The sequence below is a fragment of the Nocardioides antri genome, from assembly GCF_008373765.1.
In the GTDB taxonomy this organism is placed as follows: domain Bacteria; phylum Actinomycetota; class Actinomycetes; order Propionibacteriales; family Nocardioidaceae; genus Nocardioides; species Nocardioides antri.
The window spans coordinates 41,660-59,026 of record NZ_VUJW01000001.1 but is presented as its reverse complement, the minus strand read 5'-3'; the positions used below and the strand labels follow the sequence as shown (position 1 = coordinate 59,026).

Below are 17,367 nucleotides of genomic sequence, written 5' to 3'. Positions count from 1 at the left end.
CTCCATTCTTGTTCGGGTGAGGGGGTGCGCTACTGGCGCGATCAGGCGTCGAGCGAGAGGTCGCTGAGCGGCTTGGAACAGCAGGCGAGGATCTTTCCGGCGGCGATCTCGCGGGGGCGGATGCCGCCGTTGTGGTTCATCTCCACCTCGCCGGAGAGCTTGGGGATCTTGCAGGTGCCGCACATCCCCTGGCTGCAGGACGACGCGAGGCGCACGCCGGCGGCGAGCGCCACGTCGAGCACGTTCTCGTCCGCGCGACACGTGATCGTGCGGCCACTCTTGGTGAACTCGACGGAGTACGTCGCCACCCCGTCGTCGCCGGCGGGCGGCGACGCGACGGCGATGTCCTCGTAGGCGACCCCGTCGGGAGGCGGCGTCGCACCCGGCACGGCCGGGTCGTCGAAGGTGAAGCTCTCCTCGTGGTACCTGCCGAGGTCGTAGTCGAGCTCACCGAGGATCCGGCGTACGGCGTCCATGTACGGCACCGGGCCGCAGTTGAAGATGGTCCGCTCGAGCAGGTCGGGGACGATCGTGTGGAGCATGGTCGGCGAGAGACGTCCCCGCATGCCGCCCCAGCGCTCCGACGGGTAGTCGGCCTCGCAGACGTGCACGACCCGGAGGTTGGGCATGAGCGTCTCGATGGCCGCGAGCTCGCTGCGGAAGACGATGTCGCTCGGCGTGCGCGCGCTGTGCAGGAAGACGACATCGGCGTCGGACCCGAGGTCGTAGAGCGTCCGCAGCATCGACATCAGCGGGGTGATGCCGCTGCCCGCGGAGAGGAAGAGGAGCTTCTCCGTCGGCCGGCTGGTGAGCGTGAAGGCACCGAGCGGCGCCAGTGCGGTGACCTTGCTGCCGGGCACGATGTTGTCGTGGACCCAGTTGGAGACCTTGCCGCCCACGACCCGCTTCACCGTGATGGCGATGCGGTTCGGGCGGGTCGGCGGCGAGGAGATCGTGTAGCACCGGTTCACCCGGGTGCCGTCGATGTCGAGCATCAGGGTCAGGAACTGACCCGCGTCGAACTCGAAGAGCCGGTCGCCCTCGGGCTCGAACACGAAGTTCTTGACGTCGTGGGTGACGTCGCTGACCGCAGTGCACACCAGCACGGCCTGGTCCTCGTCCGCCCAGCAGACCGCAGACTGCAGGGACGGCACGAGGCTCTCGAGTGCCTGGGTGGACGACATTTCTTTCTCCTCCCGGAGATCAGGTGACTACTGGGCCGCGACCGCGTTGAGATGACCGAGCCGCTCGGCGCTCTCGCGGTGCGGCTCGAGGTAGTCGCGGAGCCGCCCGACGTACCAGTTGATGAACGACTCGACGTCGTCCTCGACCAGCGCGTAGGGACCGGGCACGTAGCTCGGGTCGGTGACGCCGCGCTGGGCCTTCTCGACCAGCGCGCGGTCCTGGTCGTTGGTGGCCTTCCAGACACTGGTCAGCCCCTCGATGGTGTAGTCCTCGCCCTCGACGGCATCCGGGTGGACCAGCCACGTCGTGCGGACCATCGACTTGTCCGGAGCGATCGGCAGGACGCTGAAGACGATCACGTGGTCGCTGAGGAAGTGGAACCATGAGTTCGGCTGCATGTGCAGGGAGAGGTCACCGAACTTCGGGGTGGGCGAGTCGCCGATCAGCTTCTGGCAGACCTGGGCGCCGTCGATGCCGAACGAGGCACCGTCACCGTCCAGCGGAAGGCGCATGATCATGAAGCCGGTCTCGCGGGTGTCGAGCTCGTGGACCAGCTCCCGCGGGACGCCGTTGGTCTTGCAGACGTTGTCAAGGTCCTCGGTCGCCTTCAGGTAGCGCTCGTAGAGCGGCTGGAGGCGCGGCGTGATGTCGGACTCGTCGTACCGAAGGAACGGGAAGTACGACGTGATCAGCTCCGGGTGGGAAGCGTCGCAGTGGTGGCACTCGCGGTTGTTCTCCATGACGAGCTTCCAGTTGCCCTCCTCGACCAGGTCGGTCTGGTGGGCGACCTTCGCCTCCTTGAGGCGGTAGGACTTGAGGTAGGGCTCGATCACCGAGGCGACCTCGTCGAAGTCCGCCGGCGGCTCGTCGGCGAGGCAGACGAAGATCAGGCCGCCGACCGTGCGCACGTGGACCTGCTTGAGGCCGAACTTGCTCTTGTCGAAGGAGGGCGACTGGCTCTCGGCGTACACCAGCTCGCCGTCCGCGCGGTAGGTCCACTGGTGATAGGGGCAGACCAGGTTGCCGATCGCACCACACGGCTCCTCGAGGAGACGCGAGCCGCGGTGGCGGCAGACGTTGCGCAGCGCGCGGACCTCCTCGTCGTCGTCGCGGACGATGATCAGCGACTGGGTGCCGATCTCGACCGTGACGAAGTCACCCGCCTCCGGGATCTCGGCCTCCGTGGCGACGAAGAGCCAGTGCTGGCCGAAGATCGCCTTCACGTCCAGGTCGTAGACCTCCTCGCTGGCGTAGAAGGCGGACTCCAGGCTGTAGCCCACCTCACGGCGCTCGACCATGGCGGCGATCTCGGCCATGTTGGCCGCGGGGGCGGTCTTGAAACTCACGGGGAACCTCCGAAGGAAGAAGGGGTTGAGAAGGAAGGAGAGACTTAGGTGTTCAGCCGCGGAGGCGGGTCATCTTCGGGTCGAAGAGAGGCTCGGCGGTGACGACGGCCCTCACCCGCTTGTCGAAGTAGCCGATCTCGAGCTCGGTGCCGACCTCGGCGACCTCGAGCGGCAGCCAGGCGTAGGCGATGCCCTTCTCGATCGTGTAGCCGTAGGCCGCGGACGTGACGTAGCCGACCGGCTTGCCGTTGGCGAAGACCGGCTCCTTGCCGAGGACGACGTCCTCGGTGCTGTCGATCGTCAGGCAGGCCAGCGTCCTGGTCTGGTGCTCCTTGCGGGCGATCAGCGCGTCGCGGCCGATGAAGTCGCCCTTGTCGAGCTTCACCGCGAAGCCGAGGCCGGCCTCGTACGGGTCGTGCTCGTTGGTCATGTCGCCACCGAAGGAGCGGTAGCCCTTCTCCAGGCGGAGGCTGTTGAAGGCACCACGGCCGGCGGCGATGATGCCGTGCTCCTGGCCGGCCTCCCAGAGGGTGTCCCAGAGGCGCTGGCCGAGGTCGGCGGTCGTGTAGATCTCCCAGCCCAGCTCGCCGACGTACGACAGGCGCCAGGCAGTGACCGGGACGTTGCCGATGGTGAGGGACTTCGCGCGGAAGTACTTGAGACCGTCGTTGGTCATGTCGGCGTCGGTGATGCCGGCGAGCACGTCGCGGGCCTTCGGGCCCCACAGGCCGATGCAGCAGGTGCCCGGCGTGATGTCGGTGACCTGGACGGTGCCGTCCTCGGGGAGGTGCCGCTCGAACCAGTCGATGTCGAGCGCGCCGTTGGCGCCGACCTGGTAGTGGTGCTTGCCCAGACGGGCGACCGTGATGTCGCTGCGGATGCCGCCGTCGACGTCGAGGAGCAGGGTGTAGACCACCGCGCCGACCGACTTGTCGACGTCGTTGGTGCACAGGCGCTGCAGGAAGTCGACGGCGCCGGGCCCGGTGACGTTGATCCGCTTGAGGGCGGTCATGTCGTACATCGCGACGCCCTCGCGGGTCGCCTTCGCCTCGGCGCCGACGATCGGGTCCCAGTACCTCGCGGCCCAGTCGTTGGGGGTCGGGATGTCGTAGCGCTCGAGCAGGCCGGCGTTGGCGCCGTACCAGTGCGGGCGCTCCCAGCCGTTGGCCGGCAGGAAGAACGCGTCGAGCTCCTCCTCGCGGCTGAAGAACGGGGAGAGACGGACGTTGCGCGGGGAGTCCATCGGCTGCAGCGGGTGCAGGATGTCGTAGACCTCGCGGAAGTTCTGGCAGTCGCGCTCGAGCACGTACGCCGGGGCGATCTGGTAGTCCTCGAAGCGGTTCACGTCGCACTCGTGGATGTCGAAGGTCTCGCAGTAGCCGTTGGCCAGCCACTCGGCCATGGCACGGCCGACGCCCGCGGAGTGGGTGACCCACACGGCCTCGGCGACCCAGAAGCCCTTGACCTCACGCGACTCGCCGAGCAGCGGCATGCCGTCGGTGGTGAAGGAGAAGAGGCCGTTGATGCCCTCCTCGACCTTGGTGTCGTTGGTGGCGGGGAGCAGGACCTGCGTCTCGGCCCAGGCCGGCTCGAAGTCCTCCGGGGTGAACTCGAGGACGGACGGCATCTCCTCGGTCTCGTCGACCGCCCGGATGTCGTACGCCGAGATCGGCATCGGCTCGTGGTGGTAGTAGCCGATGGTCAGCCCGTCGAAGTTGTCGCGGTAGTAGAGGCCATGCTCCTGGTGGCGCAGGATCGGGCGGATCGCCTCGTCGGTCTGGCCGGCGACCTCGGGGATCGAGCCGGTCACGGCCAGCTGGTGCGCGAGGGGGGTGAGCGGGAGGTCCAGGCCGACCAGGGCGGCGACCTTCGGGCCCCAGATGCCCGCGCACGAGACGACGACCTCGGCCGGGAGCTCTCCGTGGTCCGTCACGACGCCGACCACCTTGTCGTCCTCGACGCGGATGTCGGTGACCTCGTGGCGGGCGAGGAACTTCACGCCACGGCCCTTGGCCCGCTCGATCTGCGCCTCGACGGCCCACAGCGCCTTGGCCAGACCGTCGGTCGGGCACCACAGGCCGCCGAGGATCTGGTTGCGGTCGACGAGCGAGTGCAGCTCCACGCAGCGGTCGGCGTCGACGACCTCGGCCTCGACGCCCCAGGAGGTGAGCCAGCCGTGCCGGCGGTGCAGCTCGGCGAGGCGCTCCGGCGTGGTCGCGACCTCGAGGCCGCCGACCTGCAGGAAGCAGGACCGGCCCTCGTGCTGCAACGAGACGAACTTCTCCACCGTGTAGCGGGCCATCTCGGTGAGCACCTTGGAGCCACTGGCCTGGAAGACCAGTCCGGGGGCGTGCGAGCTCGATCCGCCGGTCACGGGAAGGTCGCCCTGGTCGACGACGGTGATGTCGGTCCAGCCGCACGCGGACAGCTCGTCGGCCAGCGCCGCCCCCACCACTCCGGCACCGATGATGACCGTCCGTCGTCCAGCCACGGTTCCTCCTGTTGCGTAATCTGCACTGTATTGCGTTGACAGCAACAATGCCTTCTGCTGAAGTGTGGCGTCAAGAGGCTTGACCGCCCGATTTCTCAGACGTGTTGGAGGGACGCCGTGACGCCGACCCCACGCGTGGTCGTGGTCGACCACCACGACTCCTACGTGGGGAACCTCGTGCACCTGATCGCCGCCGTGACGGGCGTGCTCCCCGACGTCGTCCAGCACGACGCGACGACGGTGGCGGACGTCCTGTCCTACGACCGCGTGGTGCTCTCCCCCGGCCCCGGCCATCCCCTCGAGCCGAGCGACTTCGCGATCGGCAGCGAGGTCCTGCGGGCGGCCACGGTCCCCGTCCTCGGCGTCTGCCTGGGCATGCAGGGGCTGGTCACGACGTACGGCGGCACCGTGGAGCGGGTCCGCCCGGCGCACGGTGAGGTCGCGACGGTTCACCACGACGGGAGCGGAGTCTTCGCCGGGATCCCGTCGCCGTACCCGGCGGTGCGCTACCACTCCCTCGCCGCCACCCGGATCCCCGACGACCTGGTCGTCACGGCGACCTGCCGGGACGAGGAGCAGCGGACGGTGGTGATGGGCGTCCGCCACCGGACCCGCCCGCTGCACGGCGTGCAGTTCCACCCCGAGTCGGTCCTCAGCCAGTACGGCGCCCGGCTGGTCCGGAACTTCCTCCGGTCGGGCGACGCACCGGTCGGGGAAGGTGGGGTTGGGCGCCGACGCAGGCGTCGACACCCAACCCCGAGCTGACGGGCGGGCCCGGGCAGGGGCAGTGCTGCTGGCGCAGCGACCCGTCAGCCGTCGGTGGGCACGCTGCACGCATCTCCGACCGTGACGACCGACCCGGTGACGAGGACGACGTCCGTCGACCCGGGACCGGTGTCGGCAAGGGCGCGTGCAACGGCGAGCGCGGAGGACACGTCGGTGGCGCGACGGACGCGGCTCGCGCCGAACACGTCGATCGCAAGCGCCGCGAGCTCCTCTGCCGGCAGGGACCGTGGGCTCGAGTTGCGGGCGCAGACGACCGTGTCCACCACGGTCTCCAGCTCACGGACCACTCCCGCGACGTCCTTGTCCCCCATCACCGCGAGCACGGCGATCGTGCGACCCGGCCCGCGCTCGGCCAGGTTGCGCGCCAGGGCGCGGGCGCCGTGCGGGTTGTGGGCGACGTCCAGGACCACGGGCGGCGAGCCGGCCCTGACCTCGAACCGACCGGGCGAGGTGACCTGTCGCAGCGTGCTGCGCACCAGGCCGAGGTCGAGCGGACCGCCCAGGAAGGCCTCGACCGCGGCGATCGCCACCGCGGCGTTCTGCGCCTGGTGCGCTCCGTGCAGGGCGAGCGGCACCTCGTCGTACTCCCGGTGGAGCCCGCGGAACGACACGAGCTGACCGGTCGCCGTGGGCGAGCGCCGCGCCAGCGCGAAGTCCCTGCCCTCGACCACGAGCTCTGCGCCGACGGCGTCAGCACGAGCACGGAGGACGGCCGCGACGTCGTCCGGCTGACGCGCCGAGACAGCGACGGAGCCCGGCTTGATGATGCCCGCCTTCTCCGCCGCGATCGCCCCGACCGTAGGACCGAGGTAATCGGTGTGGTCCAGCGCGACCGGCAGGATGGCGGCGACCTCGGCGTCGATGACGTTGGTCGCGTCCCAGCGGCCACCCATGCCGACCTCGACCACGGCCGCGTCGACGCGGTGGTCGGCGAACGCGTGGTAGGCCATGGCGACGGTCATCTCGAAGAAAGAAACCGGGTGTGCCGACGCTGCGTCGACCAGGGCCGCCTGCTCGGCGACGGCCTCGTGGCAGCGGACGAAGCGCTGGGTCTCGATGGGCTGCAGATCGAGGCTGATGCGCTCGCGCATGGTCTCGACGTGAGGGCTGGTGAACCGTCCGGTCCGGCTCCCGGTCGCCGCGAGCAGTGACTCGACCATGCGGGCGGTGCTGGTCTTGCCGTTCGTGCCCGTCAGGTGGATCGACCGGAACTGCGTCTGGGGCCTCCCGAGCAGGCCGAGGAGCAGGGCGACGCGGTCGAGCGTGGGGTCCATCCGGGTCTCGGGCCAGCGGGCGAGCAGCTGCTGCTCGACGCCTGCCAGCGAGACCTCCGGCGTCCCGGCCGTGACCGCGCTCACCGCTCCCACCGGGCCAGCTGGGCGCGGCGCCAGGCCTCGGTCTCGGCGACCTGGTTGAAGGTGAAGAGGTGGAGCCCGGTGACGTTCATACGTTCGTCGCCGAGGACCCCCGCCGCGCGGTTGAGCAGGCGCAGCGGGTCGTAGCCACCCGGGGCCGCGATCCGGGCGAAGACGCCGCGGTTCTTCGCGAGGAACTTCGTCGACTCCCCCACGCCGATCTTCGTGGCCATGCTCAGGAGCTTTGTCCGGTCGACGGGGCCGGGGAGCCCGACGAGGATCGGCGTCGTCACGCCGCGCGCCCGGACCCGTTGCACCCAGGAGGTCAGGACCCGCGGGTCGAACGTCAGGTTGCTGACGATCTGGGTGGCGTGCCGCCGCTTGTCCCACATGGTCTGGACCGTGACGTCGTCGTGGATGGTCGGGTGGGACTCGGGGTAGCCGGTGATCCCCACCTGCGCGAAGGGGCTGCCGATGGCGACCAGGTCGTCGAGCAGGTCGAGCGCGCCGGCGTAGCTGCCGACCGGGTCTGCGTCCCCGGCCGGCACGAACACCGTCGTCACGCCCGACGCCCGGAGACGGTCGGCGATCTCCACCAGCTCGGAGCGGCCGGTGATCATCCGGGCGGCGAGGTGTGGCACGACGTCGTAGCCGCGGGCCGTGAGCCGCTCGGTCAGCGCGAGGGTCGCCTCCAGTCCCTTCGACGGGGACGCCGTCACGGTGACCGTGCGGCCGGGCCGGAGGTGCGTGGCAACGGCCTCCTCGACCCGCGCGGTCGGGAGAACCTCGAAGCGGGCGTTGGCCAGCAGCCGCCGTACGACGTCGGCACGGGTGCGGGTGAGCATCGGGGACCTACCGCCCCGGCCGCTCGGCAGCCAGCCGGGCCGCGACCCTCGCAGCGGCCGCAGCGGGGCGGACGTCGTGGACGCGCACGCCCCAGACACCCGTCACCGCCGCCACCGTGGCCACGGCGGCCGACACGTCGTCCCGGTCGGCCGGCTCGGCTGGGTCGAGGCCGCCGTAGTCGACGCACTCGGCGAGGAAACGCTTGCGGGACGCCCCGACCAGCAGCGGGAAGCCCAGGGACATCAGCCGGGGCAGCCGCGCCAGCAGCGACCAGTTGTGGCCCGCTTCCTTGGCGAAGCCCAGGCCGGGGTCGAGGACGATCCGGTCCGCGCTGATCCCCGCGGCCATGGCTGCGTCGCAGCGGCGGGCGAGCTCGCTGCGGACGTCCTCCACCACGCTGCGGTAGGTGGCCCGTTCCTGCATCAGCTTCGAGTGCGCCCGCCAGTGCATGAGCACGCAGCCCACGCCGGCGTCCGCGAGGAACGGCAGCATGCCGGGGTCGGCAAGGCCTCCCGACACGTCGTTGACGAGCGTGGCGCCGGCGTCGACCGCGGCGGCCGCGACCGACGCGCGCATGGTGTCGACCGACACCTGGGCGCCGGCCGAGCTCAGCGCGTGTACGACGGGCACGACCCGCCGGAGCTCCTCGTCCTCGGCGACGCGCTCCGCGCCGGGCCGCGTCGACTCACCGCCGACGTCGACCAGGTCCGCGCCCTGTCGCAGGAGGGCGAGGCCGTGCTCGATCGCAACCTGCGCGTCGCCGAACCGGCCGCCGTCGGAGAACGAGTCGGGCGTGACGTTGACGATGCCCATGACCCGGCACCGCTCGAGCTCGGGTGCCGACGGTCGCACGCGCGGGGCGTGCTGGAGGGTCGTCATGCCAGTTCGAGAGAGGGCGCGGCCAGGCCGCTGCCGGGCTGCTGGTCGAGGCCCCGCTCGGCGATCTCGACGATGTTGGTCAGCAGCATGGCGCGCGTCATCGGGCCGACGCCGCCGGTCGCACCGCTGACCTTGCCCGCCACCGTGTCCACCTCGGGGTGGACGTCGCCGAGGATCCCCTCGATGGTGCGGGTGATCCCGACCGACAGCACGGTCGCGCCGGGCCGCACCCAGTCCGGCTTGACCAGGTGCGCGACGCCGGCAGCGGCGACCACCACGTCGGAGGCGCGCGTGTGCGCCGCGACGTCGACGGTCGCCTCGTGGCACAGCGTGACGGTCGCGTGCTCGGTGGGCCGGGTGAGCATCAGCCCGAGCGGACGGCCGACCGTGAGGCCGCAGCCGATCACGCAGAACCGCTGGCCGGTGATCGGCACGTCGTGCTGGCGGAGGAGCTCGATGATCCCCCGCGGAGTGCACGGGAGCGGGCCCGGCATGCCGAGCACGAGCTTGCCGAGATTGGTCGGATGCAGCCCGTCGGCGTCCTTGTCGGGGTCGATCAGCTGGAGCACGCGGTGCGTGTCGATGTGCGCCGGCAGCGGGAGCTGGACGATGAAGCCGGTGCACGCCGGGTCGTCGTTGAGGCGGCGTACGGCGTCCTCGACCTCGGCCTGGCTGGCGGTCGCCGGCAGCTCGACCCGGATCGAGGCGATCCCGACGTCGGAGCAGTCGCGATGCTTCCCGGCCACGTAGGCGTGGCTGCCCGGGTCCTCGCCGACCAGGATGGTGCCCAGCCCCGGTCGGCTCCCCTGACCGCGCAGGGCTCTCACCCGCACGGCCAGCTCTTGCTTGATGTCAGCGGCAACCCGCTTGCCGTCGATCCGTGTCGCAGTGGTCATCTTGCTCATCTCAGGCCGGCACGGGGGCAGCGTTGAGCGGAGGGCGGCCGCACCGGGATCGGGGGCTCGGCGTCGACACGGAGGGCCTCTCGAGGGAGTGCAGACAGCGGGCAGACTCGGATCATTTCTCCACCTTGGTGCGAACTACACAACGATGTGCATGATGCGCAACAGTCTGCGAGTCGCAGCGTTCCCCTGTCAAGGGGTCAGTCCGGGCCCGATCCGCCGCGTCCCTCGAATGATCCGGGTCACATGACCCGGTTTGGTCCCCCGATCCGCAGTGGCATCACGTAGAGTTGCGCCATGAGCAACGGCGAGCAGAAGACGAACGGCCGAGCCCCGCGCGAGGGCAGCGAGGCTCCCGGCGGAGTCCAGTCGGTCGACCGTGCCGTCAGCGTGCTCGAGATCCTGGCCCGCGAGGGCAGCGCCGGCGTGAGCGACGTGGCCGCCGAGATCGGGGTCCACAAGTCCACCGCCTTCCGCCTCCTCGCCGCGCTCGAGGAGCGCGACCTGGTGGAGCAGAACTCCGAGCGCGGGAAGTACCAGCTCGGCTTCGGGGTGCTGCGGCTCGCGAGCGCGATCCCCGCCCGTCTCGACATCGTGCGGCAGGCCCAGCCGGTCCTGGAGGACCTGGCCCAGCGCTTCGACGAGACCATCAACCTCGCCGTGGTCCGCGAGCACTACGCGGTGAACGTCCAGCAGGCCCTGGGCTCGGCGGCCGTCGCCAGCCAGAACTGGGTCGGCCAGCTGACGCCGCTGCACGCGACGTCGAGCGGCAAGATCCTGCTCGCCTACATGAGCGAGGAGCGGCTCGACAGCGTGCTCGACGCGGCCGGCCTGAAGCCCTACACCGAGCACACCCTGACCTCCCGCAAGGTGCTGATGGGGCAGCTCGCCCAGGCGCGCCAGGAGGGCTTCGCGACCGCGTTCGAGGAGCTCGAGACCGGCCTCAACGCCGCCGCCGTGCCGGTGCGCGACCACACCGGAGCCGTGGTCGGCGCGGTGAGCGCGTCCGGCCCGGCGTACCGCTTCGACAAGGCCAGGATCGAGTCCATCGCCGCCGACTTCAAGGCGGCCGGCGAGCGCATCAGCCAGCGCATGGGCTGGCTCGGCTAGCACCTCATCTCCGCCCGCCAGCGGCCAGCCGGCCCCGGCTGCGCACGAGTTCCCGACCGGCGACGTCGCCGATGAACGTTGCGTTACGGCGGGCGTAACCCTTGACACGGGAACGCGTCCGCACCCATTCTCGACGCACCAACAAGTTGCGAGGGAAGCAAAGGGTTGCGCGATGCGCTACTCCGGGCTCCCTGGAGATGGGGTCGGAATCGTGCCAGCACTGTACGTCGACGGTCGGTGGGTGAGCGCCCGCGCTGGGGGCCGCCGCGAGATCGTCTGCCCCGCCGACGGCACGTTGGTCGGCGAGGTCGACGAGGCCGGTCGCGAGGACACCGAGGACGCCATCGGCGCTGCGCACCGGGCTTTCCACGAAGGCCCCTGGCCGCGGACCTCCAGCCGCGAACGCGGAGATCTCCTGCTCAGGGTCGCCGACCTCCTCGAGCGCGACAAGGACTCTCTCGCCCGGCTCGAGTCGCTGGACACCGGCAAGCGCCTGGTCGAGTCCGAGTACGACGTCGACGACGTCGTCGCGGTCTTCCGGCACTACGGCCGCACCGCCGCGGAGGACTCCGGCCGGGTCGTGGACACCGGCAACCCCGACGTCGTCAGCCGGGTCGTGCACGAGCCGATCGGGGTCTGCGGCCTCATCACCCCGTGGAACTACCCGTTGCTGCAGACCTCGTGGAAGGTCGCGCCGTGCCTGGCTGCCGGCAACTCCTTCGTCCTCAAGCCCAGTGAGCTGACCCCCCACACGGCCATCCACCTGATGAAGCTGCTCGCCGAGGCCGGGCTTCCCGCTGGAGTCGGCAACCTCGTCCTCGGCGCCGGTCCCGAGGCAGGCGCTCCGCTCTCGGAGGACCCCCGCGTCGACCTCGTATCGTTCACCGGCGGACTGTCCACGGGCAAGCTGCTGATGGCCGCAGCGGCCGGCACCGTGAAGAAGGTCGCCCTCGAGCTCGGCGGCAAGAACCCCAACATCGTCTTCGCCGACGCCGACCTCGACGTGGCCCTCGACTTCGCCCTCACCGCGGTCTTCCTCCACTCGGGCCAGGTCTGCTCGGCCGGAGCCCGGCTCCTCGTCGAGGAGTCCGTGCACGACGAGTTCGTCGACGCTCTCGTGGACCGCGCCGAGCGGATCCGGCTGGGCGGGCCCTTCGACGAGAAGGCCGAGTCCGGGCCCCTCACCAGCGCCGCCCACCGCGACAAGGTCGAGGCGTACGTCGCCGCCGGCCTCGCCGAAGGTGCCGTGCTCCGCTGCGGCGGACGACGCCCGGACGATCCCGCCCTGTCCGATGGCTACTACTACCTGCCGACGATCCTCGACGGTTGCCGCAGCGACATGAGCGTCACCCAGGAAGAGTCGTTCGGCCCGGTGCTGACCGTGGAGACGTTCACCGGCGAGGACGAGGCCGTCGCCATCGCCAACGACAGCATCTACGGGCTGGCGGGCGCGGTGTGGACCCAGGACTCCGGTCGGGCGCAGCGCGTCGCCGCCCGGCTGCGGATGGGCACGGTCTGGATCAACGACTACCACCCCTACGTTCCGCAAGCGGAATGGGGCGGCTTCAAGCAGTCCGGCATCGGGCGTGAGCTCGGGCTGGCCGGTCTCGAGGAGTACCGCGAGACCAAGCACATCTGGCACAACATCCGACCGGCCGAGCAGCGCTGGTTCGCGGGATAAGGACGACGACATATGGCTTCGAAGCGCTACGACTTCGTGATCGTGGGCGGCGGCTCGGCGGGATGCGCCCTCGCCAACCGGCTCTCGGCCGACCCGGGCACCAGCGTGCTGGTGCTGGAGGCGGGGCACAGCGACTACCGGTTCGACCCGTTGGTCCACATGCCGGCCGCGCTCCCCTTCCCGATCGGCAACCGGCTCTACGACTGGAAGTACGAGACCGACCCCGAGCCGCACATGAACGGCCGCCGGGTCTTCCACGCTCGCGGCAAGGTCCTGGGCGGCTCGAGCAGCATCAACGGGATGATCTTCCAGCGCGGCAACCCGCTCGACTACGAGCGTTGGGCGGCCGAGCCCGGGATGAAGGAGTGGGACTACCTCCACTGCCTGCCGTACTTCAAGCGCATGGAGAACTGCCTGGCCGGCGCCGACGACTGGCGCGGCGGCGAGGGCCCCCTCAAGCTCGAGCGCGGTCCGGCCGAGAACCCCTTGTTCGGCGCGTTCTTCCAGGCCGTGCAGGAGGCGGGCTACCACCTCACCGACGACGTCAACGGCTACCGGCAGGAGGGCTTCGCCCGATTCGACCGCAACGTCTACCGCGGTCGCCGGCTCTCCGCCGCCCGCGCGTACCTGCATCCCGTGCGGCACCGGAAGAACCTGGACATCGAGACCATGGCGTTCGTGACCGGGGTCCGGTTCCGTGGCCAGCGCGCCGTCGGCGTCGACTACGAGCGCGCCGGTCGCCGGCGTCGCAGCGTCGAGGCGGGCGAGGTCGTCCTCTGCGGTGGCGCGATCAACACGCCACAGCTCCTCCAGCTGTCCGGCGTCGGCGACGCGGCGCACCTGCGCGGGCTCGGCATCGACGTCGTCCACGACCTGCCGGGCGTCGGCGAGAACCTGCAGGACCACCTCGAGGTCTACATCCAGTACGCCTCGAAGCAGCCGGTCTCGATCGCGCCCGGCCTGCGCTGGCACCAGCGACCGAAGATCGCCTACCAGTGGCTGTTCCAGCGCAAGGGCCTCGGCGCGACCAACCACTTCGAGGGCGGCGGCTTCGCGCGCAGCAACGACGAGGTGGACTACCCCAACCTGATGTTCCACTTCCTGCCGATCGCCATCCGGTACGACGGCAGCTCGCCCATCGAGGGGCACGGCTACCAGGTGCACATCGGCCCGATGTACGCCGACACCCGCGGTCACGTGCGGATCAAGTCCACCGACCCGCGCGAGCACCCGTCCCTGCTCTTCAACTACCTGTCGACGCCGACCGACCGCAAGGAGTGGGTGGAGGCGGTCCGGGTGGCCCGCGACATCCTCACCCAGCCGGCGTTCGCGCCGTACAACGCCGGAGAGATCTCGCCGGGACCGTCGGTCGAGACCGACGAGGAGATCCTGAAGTGGGTCGCCGAGGACGCCGAGACCGCGCTTCACCCCTCGTGCACCGCCAAGATGGGCATCGACGAGATGTCGGTGGTCGACCCGAGCACGATGAAGGTGCACGGGACCGAAGGACTGCGGGTCGTCGACGCCTCCGTCTTCCCGTTCGTCACCAACGGCAACATCTACGCGCCGGTGATGATGGTGGCCGAGAAGGCCGCCGACCTGATCGCCGGCAACACTCCCCTCCCCCCGGCTGACGTGCCGTACTACCGCTACCGCGACGACACGCCTCTCTACCCGCCCGGCGACAGCCGCAACAACGAGGAGCAGCCATGACGATCATGTCCGAGCGCGTGGAGGAGACCGCCGTGGACGAACGAGAGCCCGCCCTGTCGGTGCGCAACCTCTGGAAGATCTTCGGTCCGCGAGCGGACAAGATCATCGGCACGCCGGACGCCGACCTGCCGCGCGCCGAGCTCAAGCGCAAGACGGGTTGTGTCGCCGGCGTGAAGGACGTGTCCTTCGACGTCGCACCGGGCGAGGTGTTCGTCGTCATGGGGCTCTCGGGCTCCGGAAAGTCGACGCTCGTCCGCTGCCTGACCCGGCTGATCGAGCCGACCGCCGGCACCATTCGGATGGACGGCGTCGACGTCACCACCGCCTCCGAGGCCGAGCTGCGCGACCTGCGCCGCAAGCAGGTGTCGATGGTCTTCCAGCACTTCGGGCTGCTGCCCCATCGCCAGGTCATCGACAACGTCGCCTACGGCCTCGAGATCCGGGGGGTCGGCAAGAAGGAGCGGCGGGCGAAGGCCGCCGAGATCGTCTCGCTGGTCGGCCTGGACGGGTTCGAGCACTCCTACCCGGACCAGCTCTCCGGCGGTATGCAGCAGCGGGTCGGACTGGCCCGCGCGCTGGCAGGCGACCCCGACATCCTGCTCTTCGACGAGCCGTTCTCCGCCCTGGACCCGCTGATCCGCCGCGACATGCAGAACGAGGTGATCCGGCTCCACCGCGAGCTCGGCAAGACGATGGTCTTCATCACCCACGACCTCCAGGAGGCGCTCAAGCTCGGCGACCGGATCCTGATCATGCGCGACGGCGAGATCGTGCAGATCGGCGCTCCGGACGAGGTCGTGGGCGCTCCGGCCGACGACTACGTGCGCGACTTCGTCTCGGAGGTCCCGCGCTCCCACGTGCTCACGCTCAAGTGGGTGATGCGGGCCCCGCGACCGGACGACTCGATGGACGGCCCGGTGATGTCCTGCGACACGATCGTGCGACAGGCCGCCAAGGCTGCGCTGGCCTCCGAGCACCCGGTGCGGGTGGTCGACAGCCAGGAGCGGGTGATCGGCATCGTCGACGACGACGCGATCCTGCGGGTGGTCGTGGCGGAGGAAGACCACGCATGAGCACGCTCGCGCCTCCCCGTCCCGGGGCCGCCCGGCCGGACAAGTCGCCGCCGGTCGAGGTCAAGCGGTGGGTGCCTTCCTCGCGCTGGGCCTGGGCCCTGGGCGTCGTCGTCCTCTGGGTGGTCATCTGGGCGCTGACGAAGGGCAACGACACGCTCGCACTCGCCGGCCGTGAGCGGACCGGCGTCCACGACGCCCTCGCCGAGTTCCGCGACTCGGTGATCGCCAGCCGCGCCGACAACCCGCTCATCCAGCTCACCTACGAGATCGGCTCCTGGTTCACCTCTGTCGTCGACTGGTTGCAGCGGATGGTGTCGGTCGAGAACTTCCCGCGTCCGGTGCCCGAGATCGGCTGGCTGGGCGTGACGGCCGTCGCCGTCTGGATCGGGCTCGCCGTCGCGGGCTGGCGGATCGCGCTCCTGGTCGCCGCGTCCTTCCTGTCCTTCGGGATCTTCGGCTACTGGTCGGACGCCGTCGACCTGCTGATCGTGACCTTCGTCGCCGTCGCGATCGCCGTTCTGGTCGGCATGCCCCTCGCGGTCCTGATGGGCACCGGCAACCGGGCCGTCAACGCGGTCATGACGACGATCCTCGACGTCTTCCAGACGATCCCGACCTTCGTCTTCCTCGCGCCGATCGCGCTGTTCTTCGGCATCGGCGCGTCAGGGGCCGTCGTGGCCACGCTGCTCTACGCCCTGCCACCGATCATCCGGGTTGCCGGCCACGGCATCCGGACCGTCTCGGCGACGACGATCGAGGCCACCGACTCAGCGGGCCAGACCCGCTGGCAGCGGCTCACCAAGGTCCAGCTGCCGATGGCCCGCAAGACGATCGTCGTCGGGCTCAACCAGACGACCCTCGCTGCCCTCTCGATGGCGACGATCGCCGCCTTCGTGGACGGGCCCGGGCTCGGGCAGCCGGTGCTCGACTTCCTCAAGACCGTCAACGTCGGCGGCGCCTTCGTGCCCGGCGCGCTCATCGTGGTGATCGCGGTGATGCTCGACCGGACCACCACCGCCGCGAGCGAGTACGGCGAGCGGGCTGCGCGGGGCGGAGTCGACCGGAAGCGGCGACGGATCATGCTCGCCGTCGCGGGGGTGCCCGTCCTCGTCTGCCTCTACCTGTCCCGGACCTATTCCTGGGCGGCGGAGTTCGGCGACTCGACCTGGGGGCCCCGGCTCGCCGACGCCGTGAACGAGTTCTTCGGTTGGTTCACCGACACCTTCCGTGACCTCACGCAGGGCTTCAAGGACGCGATCAGCACAGTGCTGCTCAACCCGCTGGAGTCCCTGCTGGCGGAGTCGCCGTGGTGGCTCGCGGCAGGAGCGCTGCTCCTGCTCGCCTTCGTGCTCGGTGGCTTCCGCGCCGCCGTACCGACGCTGGTCTGCGTGGCCGGCCTGCTGTACTTCGGGCTCTGGAACCACGCCATGATCACGCTCACGATGACCCTGGTCGGCACCGTGCTGGTCATGGCGCTGGCGCTGGTCTTCGGAGTGTGGATGGCCCGCAGTCCCAAGGTTGACCTGGCCCTACGCCCGCTGCTCGACGCCGGTCAGACGATCCCGCCCTTCGTGTACCTGATCCCGGTCCTGGCGCTCTTCGGACCGACCCGCTTCACGGCGATCGTCGCCGGCGTCGTCTACGCCGCGCCGGTCGCGATCAAGCTCGTCGCCGACGGCGTCAAGGCGGTCTCGCCGACGACGCTCGAGGCGACGCGCTCCACCGGGTCGACGACCTGGCAGGAGGTCACCAAGGTCCAGCTGCCCATGGCCCGCGGGTCCCTGGTGCTGGCTGCCAACCAGGGCCTGCTCTACGTGCTGGCCATGGCCGTCATCGGGGGCCTCGTCGGCGCGGGTGGCCTCGGCTACGACGTCGTGCTCGGTTTCGCACGCTCGGAGGAGTGGGGCTTCGGCGCCGCGGCCGGCCTCAGCATCGTCCTGCTCGGGATCATGGTCGACCGGATCGCCCGCGGGGCCGCGCAGAAGACGTCTCGGTAGCAG

General features: G+C 70.3%; 13 protein-coding genes. 6 read left to right on the top strand and 7 right to left on the bottom strand.

Features of this window, described 5'->3' with window-relative positions:
• Positions 1 to 41 precede the first annotated feature (41 nt).
• From F0U47_RS00270 to F0U47_RS00260, 3 genes are read right to left on the bottom strand one after another with little or no spacing between them, the layout of a single operon-like run.
• Positions 42 to 1,184 carry an FAD-binding oxidoreductase gene (locus F0U47_RS00270; RefSeq protein ID WP_149748319.1) on the bottom strand — a complete coding sequence of 381 codons (1,143 nt, stop codon included), beginning with the start codon at positions 1,182 to 1,184 and terminating at the stop codon, positions 42 to 44.
• Between the two features lie 27 nt (positions 1,185 to 1,211).
• Entirely contained in the window at positions 1,212 to 2,531 is a 1,320-nt protein-coding gene (locus tag F0U47_RS00265; RefSeq protein WP_246159342.1) for an aromatic ring-hydroxylating oxygenase subunit alpha, read from the bottom strand.
• Between the two features lie 52 nt (positions 2,532 to 2,583).
• Positions 2,584 to 5,022: a GcvT family protein gene (locus tag F0U47_RS00260; RefSeq protein WP_149748318.1), complete on the bottom strand. Its 2,439-nt coding sequence runs from the start codon at positions 5,020 to 5,022 to the stop codon at positions 2,584 to 2,586.
• A gap of 117 nt (positions 5,023 to 5,139) precedes the next feature.
• Here F0U47_RS00260 and F0U47_RS00255 point away from each other — a divergent pair, with 117 nt between their 5' ends.
• Positions 5,140 to 5,787 carry an anthranilate synthase component II gene (locus F0U47_RS00255; RefSeq protein WP_149748317.1) on the top strand — a complete coding sequence of 216 codons (648 nt, stop codon included), beginning with the start codon at positions 5,140 to 5,142 and terminating at the stop codon, positions 5,785 to 5,787.
• A gap of 44 nt (positions 5,788 to 5,831) precedes the next feature.
• On the opposite strand, the gene F0U47_RS00250 is transcribed toward F0U47_RS00255, so the two are convergent.
• Genes F0U47_RS00250 through F0U47_RS00235 form a run of 4 tightly spaced genes read right to left on the bottom strand, consistent with a single transcriptional unit; the run spans position 5,832 to position 9,784 of the window.
• The gene (locus F0U47_RS00250) at positions 5,832 to 7,166 is read right to left on the bottom strand and encodes a bifunctional folylpolyglutamate synthase/dihydrofolate synthase (RefSeq protein WP_246159341.1); all 1,335 of its coding nucleotides are present in this window, start codon (positions 7,164 to 7,166) and stop codon (positions 5,832 to 5,834) included.
• Positions 7,163 to 8,008: a methylenetetrahydrofolate reductase gene (locus F0U47_RS00245; RefSeq protein WP_149748316.1), complete on the bottom strand. Its 846-nt coding sequence runs from the start codon at positions 8,006 to 8,008 to the stop codon at positions 7,163 to 7,165. The genes F0U47_RS00250 and F0U47_RS00245 overlap by 4 nt, the downstream gene beginning before the upstream one ends.
• 7 nt (positions 8,009 to 8,015) lie before the next feature.
• Positions 8,016 to 8,888, bottom strand: a complete 873-nt coding sequence (gene folP / locus F0U47_RS00240; RefSeq protein ID WP_149748315.1) for a dihydropteroate synthase — start codon at positions 8,886 to 8,888, stop codon at positions 8,016 to 8,018.
• Positions 8,885 to 9,784, bottom strand: coding sequence for a bifunctional methylenetetrahydrofolate dehydrogenase/methenyltetrahydrofolate cyclohydrolase (locus F0U47_RS00235; protein ID WP_149748314.1), 900 nt, complete (start codon positions 9,782 to 9,784; stop codon positions 8,885 to 8,887). The genes folP and F0U47_RS00235 overlap by 4 nt, the downstream gene beginning before the upstream one ends.
• Before the next feature lie 303 nt (positions 9,785 to 10,087).
• Here F0U47_RS00235 and F0U47_RS00230 point away from each other — a divergent pair, with 303 nt between their 5' ends.
• The 5 genes from F0U47_RS00230 (at position 10,088) to F0U47_RS00210 (ending at position 17,364) form a co-directional block, all read left to right on the top strand.
• The gene (locus tag F0U47_RS00230; protein ID WP_149748313.1) at positions 10,088 to 10,900 is read left to right on the top strand and encodes an IclR family transcriptional regulator; all 813 of its coding nucleotides are present in this window, start codon (positions 10,088 to 10,090) and stop codon (positions 10,898 to 10,900) included.
• A gap of 241 nt (positions 10,901 to 11,141) precedes the next feature.
• Positions 11,142 to 12,581, top strand: a complete 1,440-nt coding sequence (locus tag F0U47_RS00225) for an aldehyde dehydrogenase family protein (protein WP_246159340.1) — start codon at positions 11,142 to 11,144, stop codon at positions 12,579 to 12,581.
• A gap of 12 nt (positions 12,582 to 12,593) precedes the next feature.
• Complete coding sequence (gene betA, locus F0U47_RS00220; RefSeq protein ID WP_149748311.1) at positions 12,594 to 14,294, top strand: choline dehydrogenase; 1,701 nt, start codon at positions 12,594 to 12,596, stop codon at positions 14,292 to 14,294.
• The gene (locus F0U47_RS00215) at positions 14,291 to 15,367 is read left to right on the top strand and encodes a quaternary amine ABC transporter ATP-binding protein (RefSeq protein WP_149748310.1); all 1,077 of its coding nucleotides are present in this window, start codon (positions 14,291 to 14,293) and stop codon (positions 15,365 to 15,367) included. Before betA ends, F0U47_RS00215 begins: the two co-directional genes overlap by 4 nt.
• Positions 15,364 to 17,364 (top strand): ABC transporter permease, encoded by a 2,001-nt coding sequence (locus F0U47_RS00210; RefSeq protein WP_149748309.1) that lies wholly within the window; start codon positions 15,364 to 15,366, stop codon positions 17,362 to 17,364. The genes F0U47_RS00215 and F0U47_RS00210 overlap by 4 nt, the downstream gene beginning before the upstream one ends.
• The last annotated feature ends 3 nt before the right edge of the window (positions 17,365 to 17,367 follow it).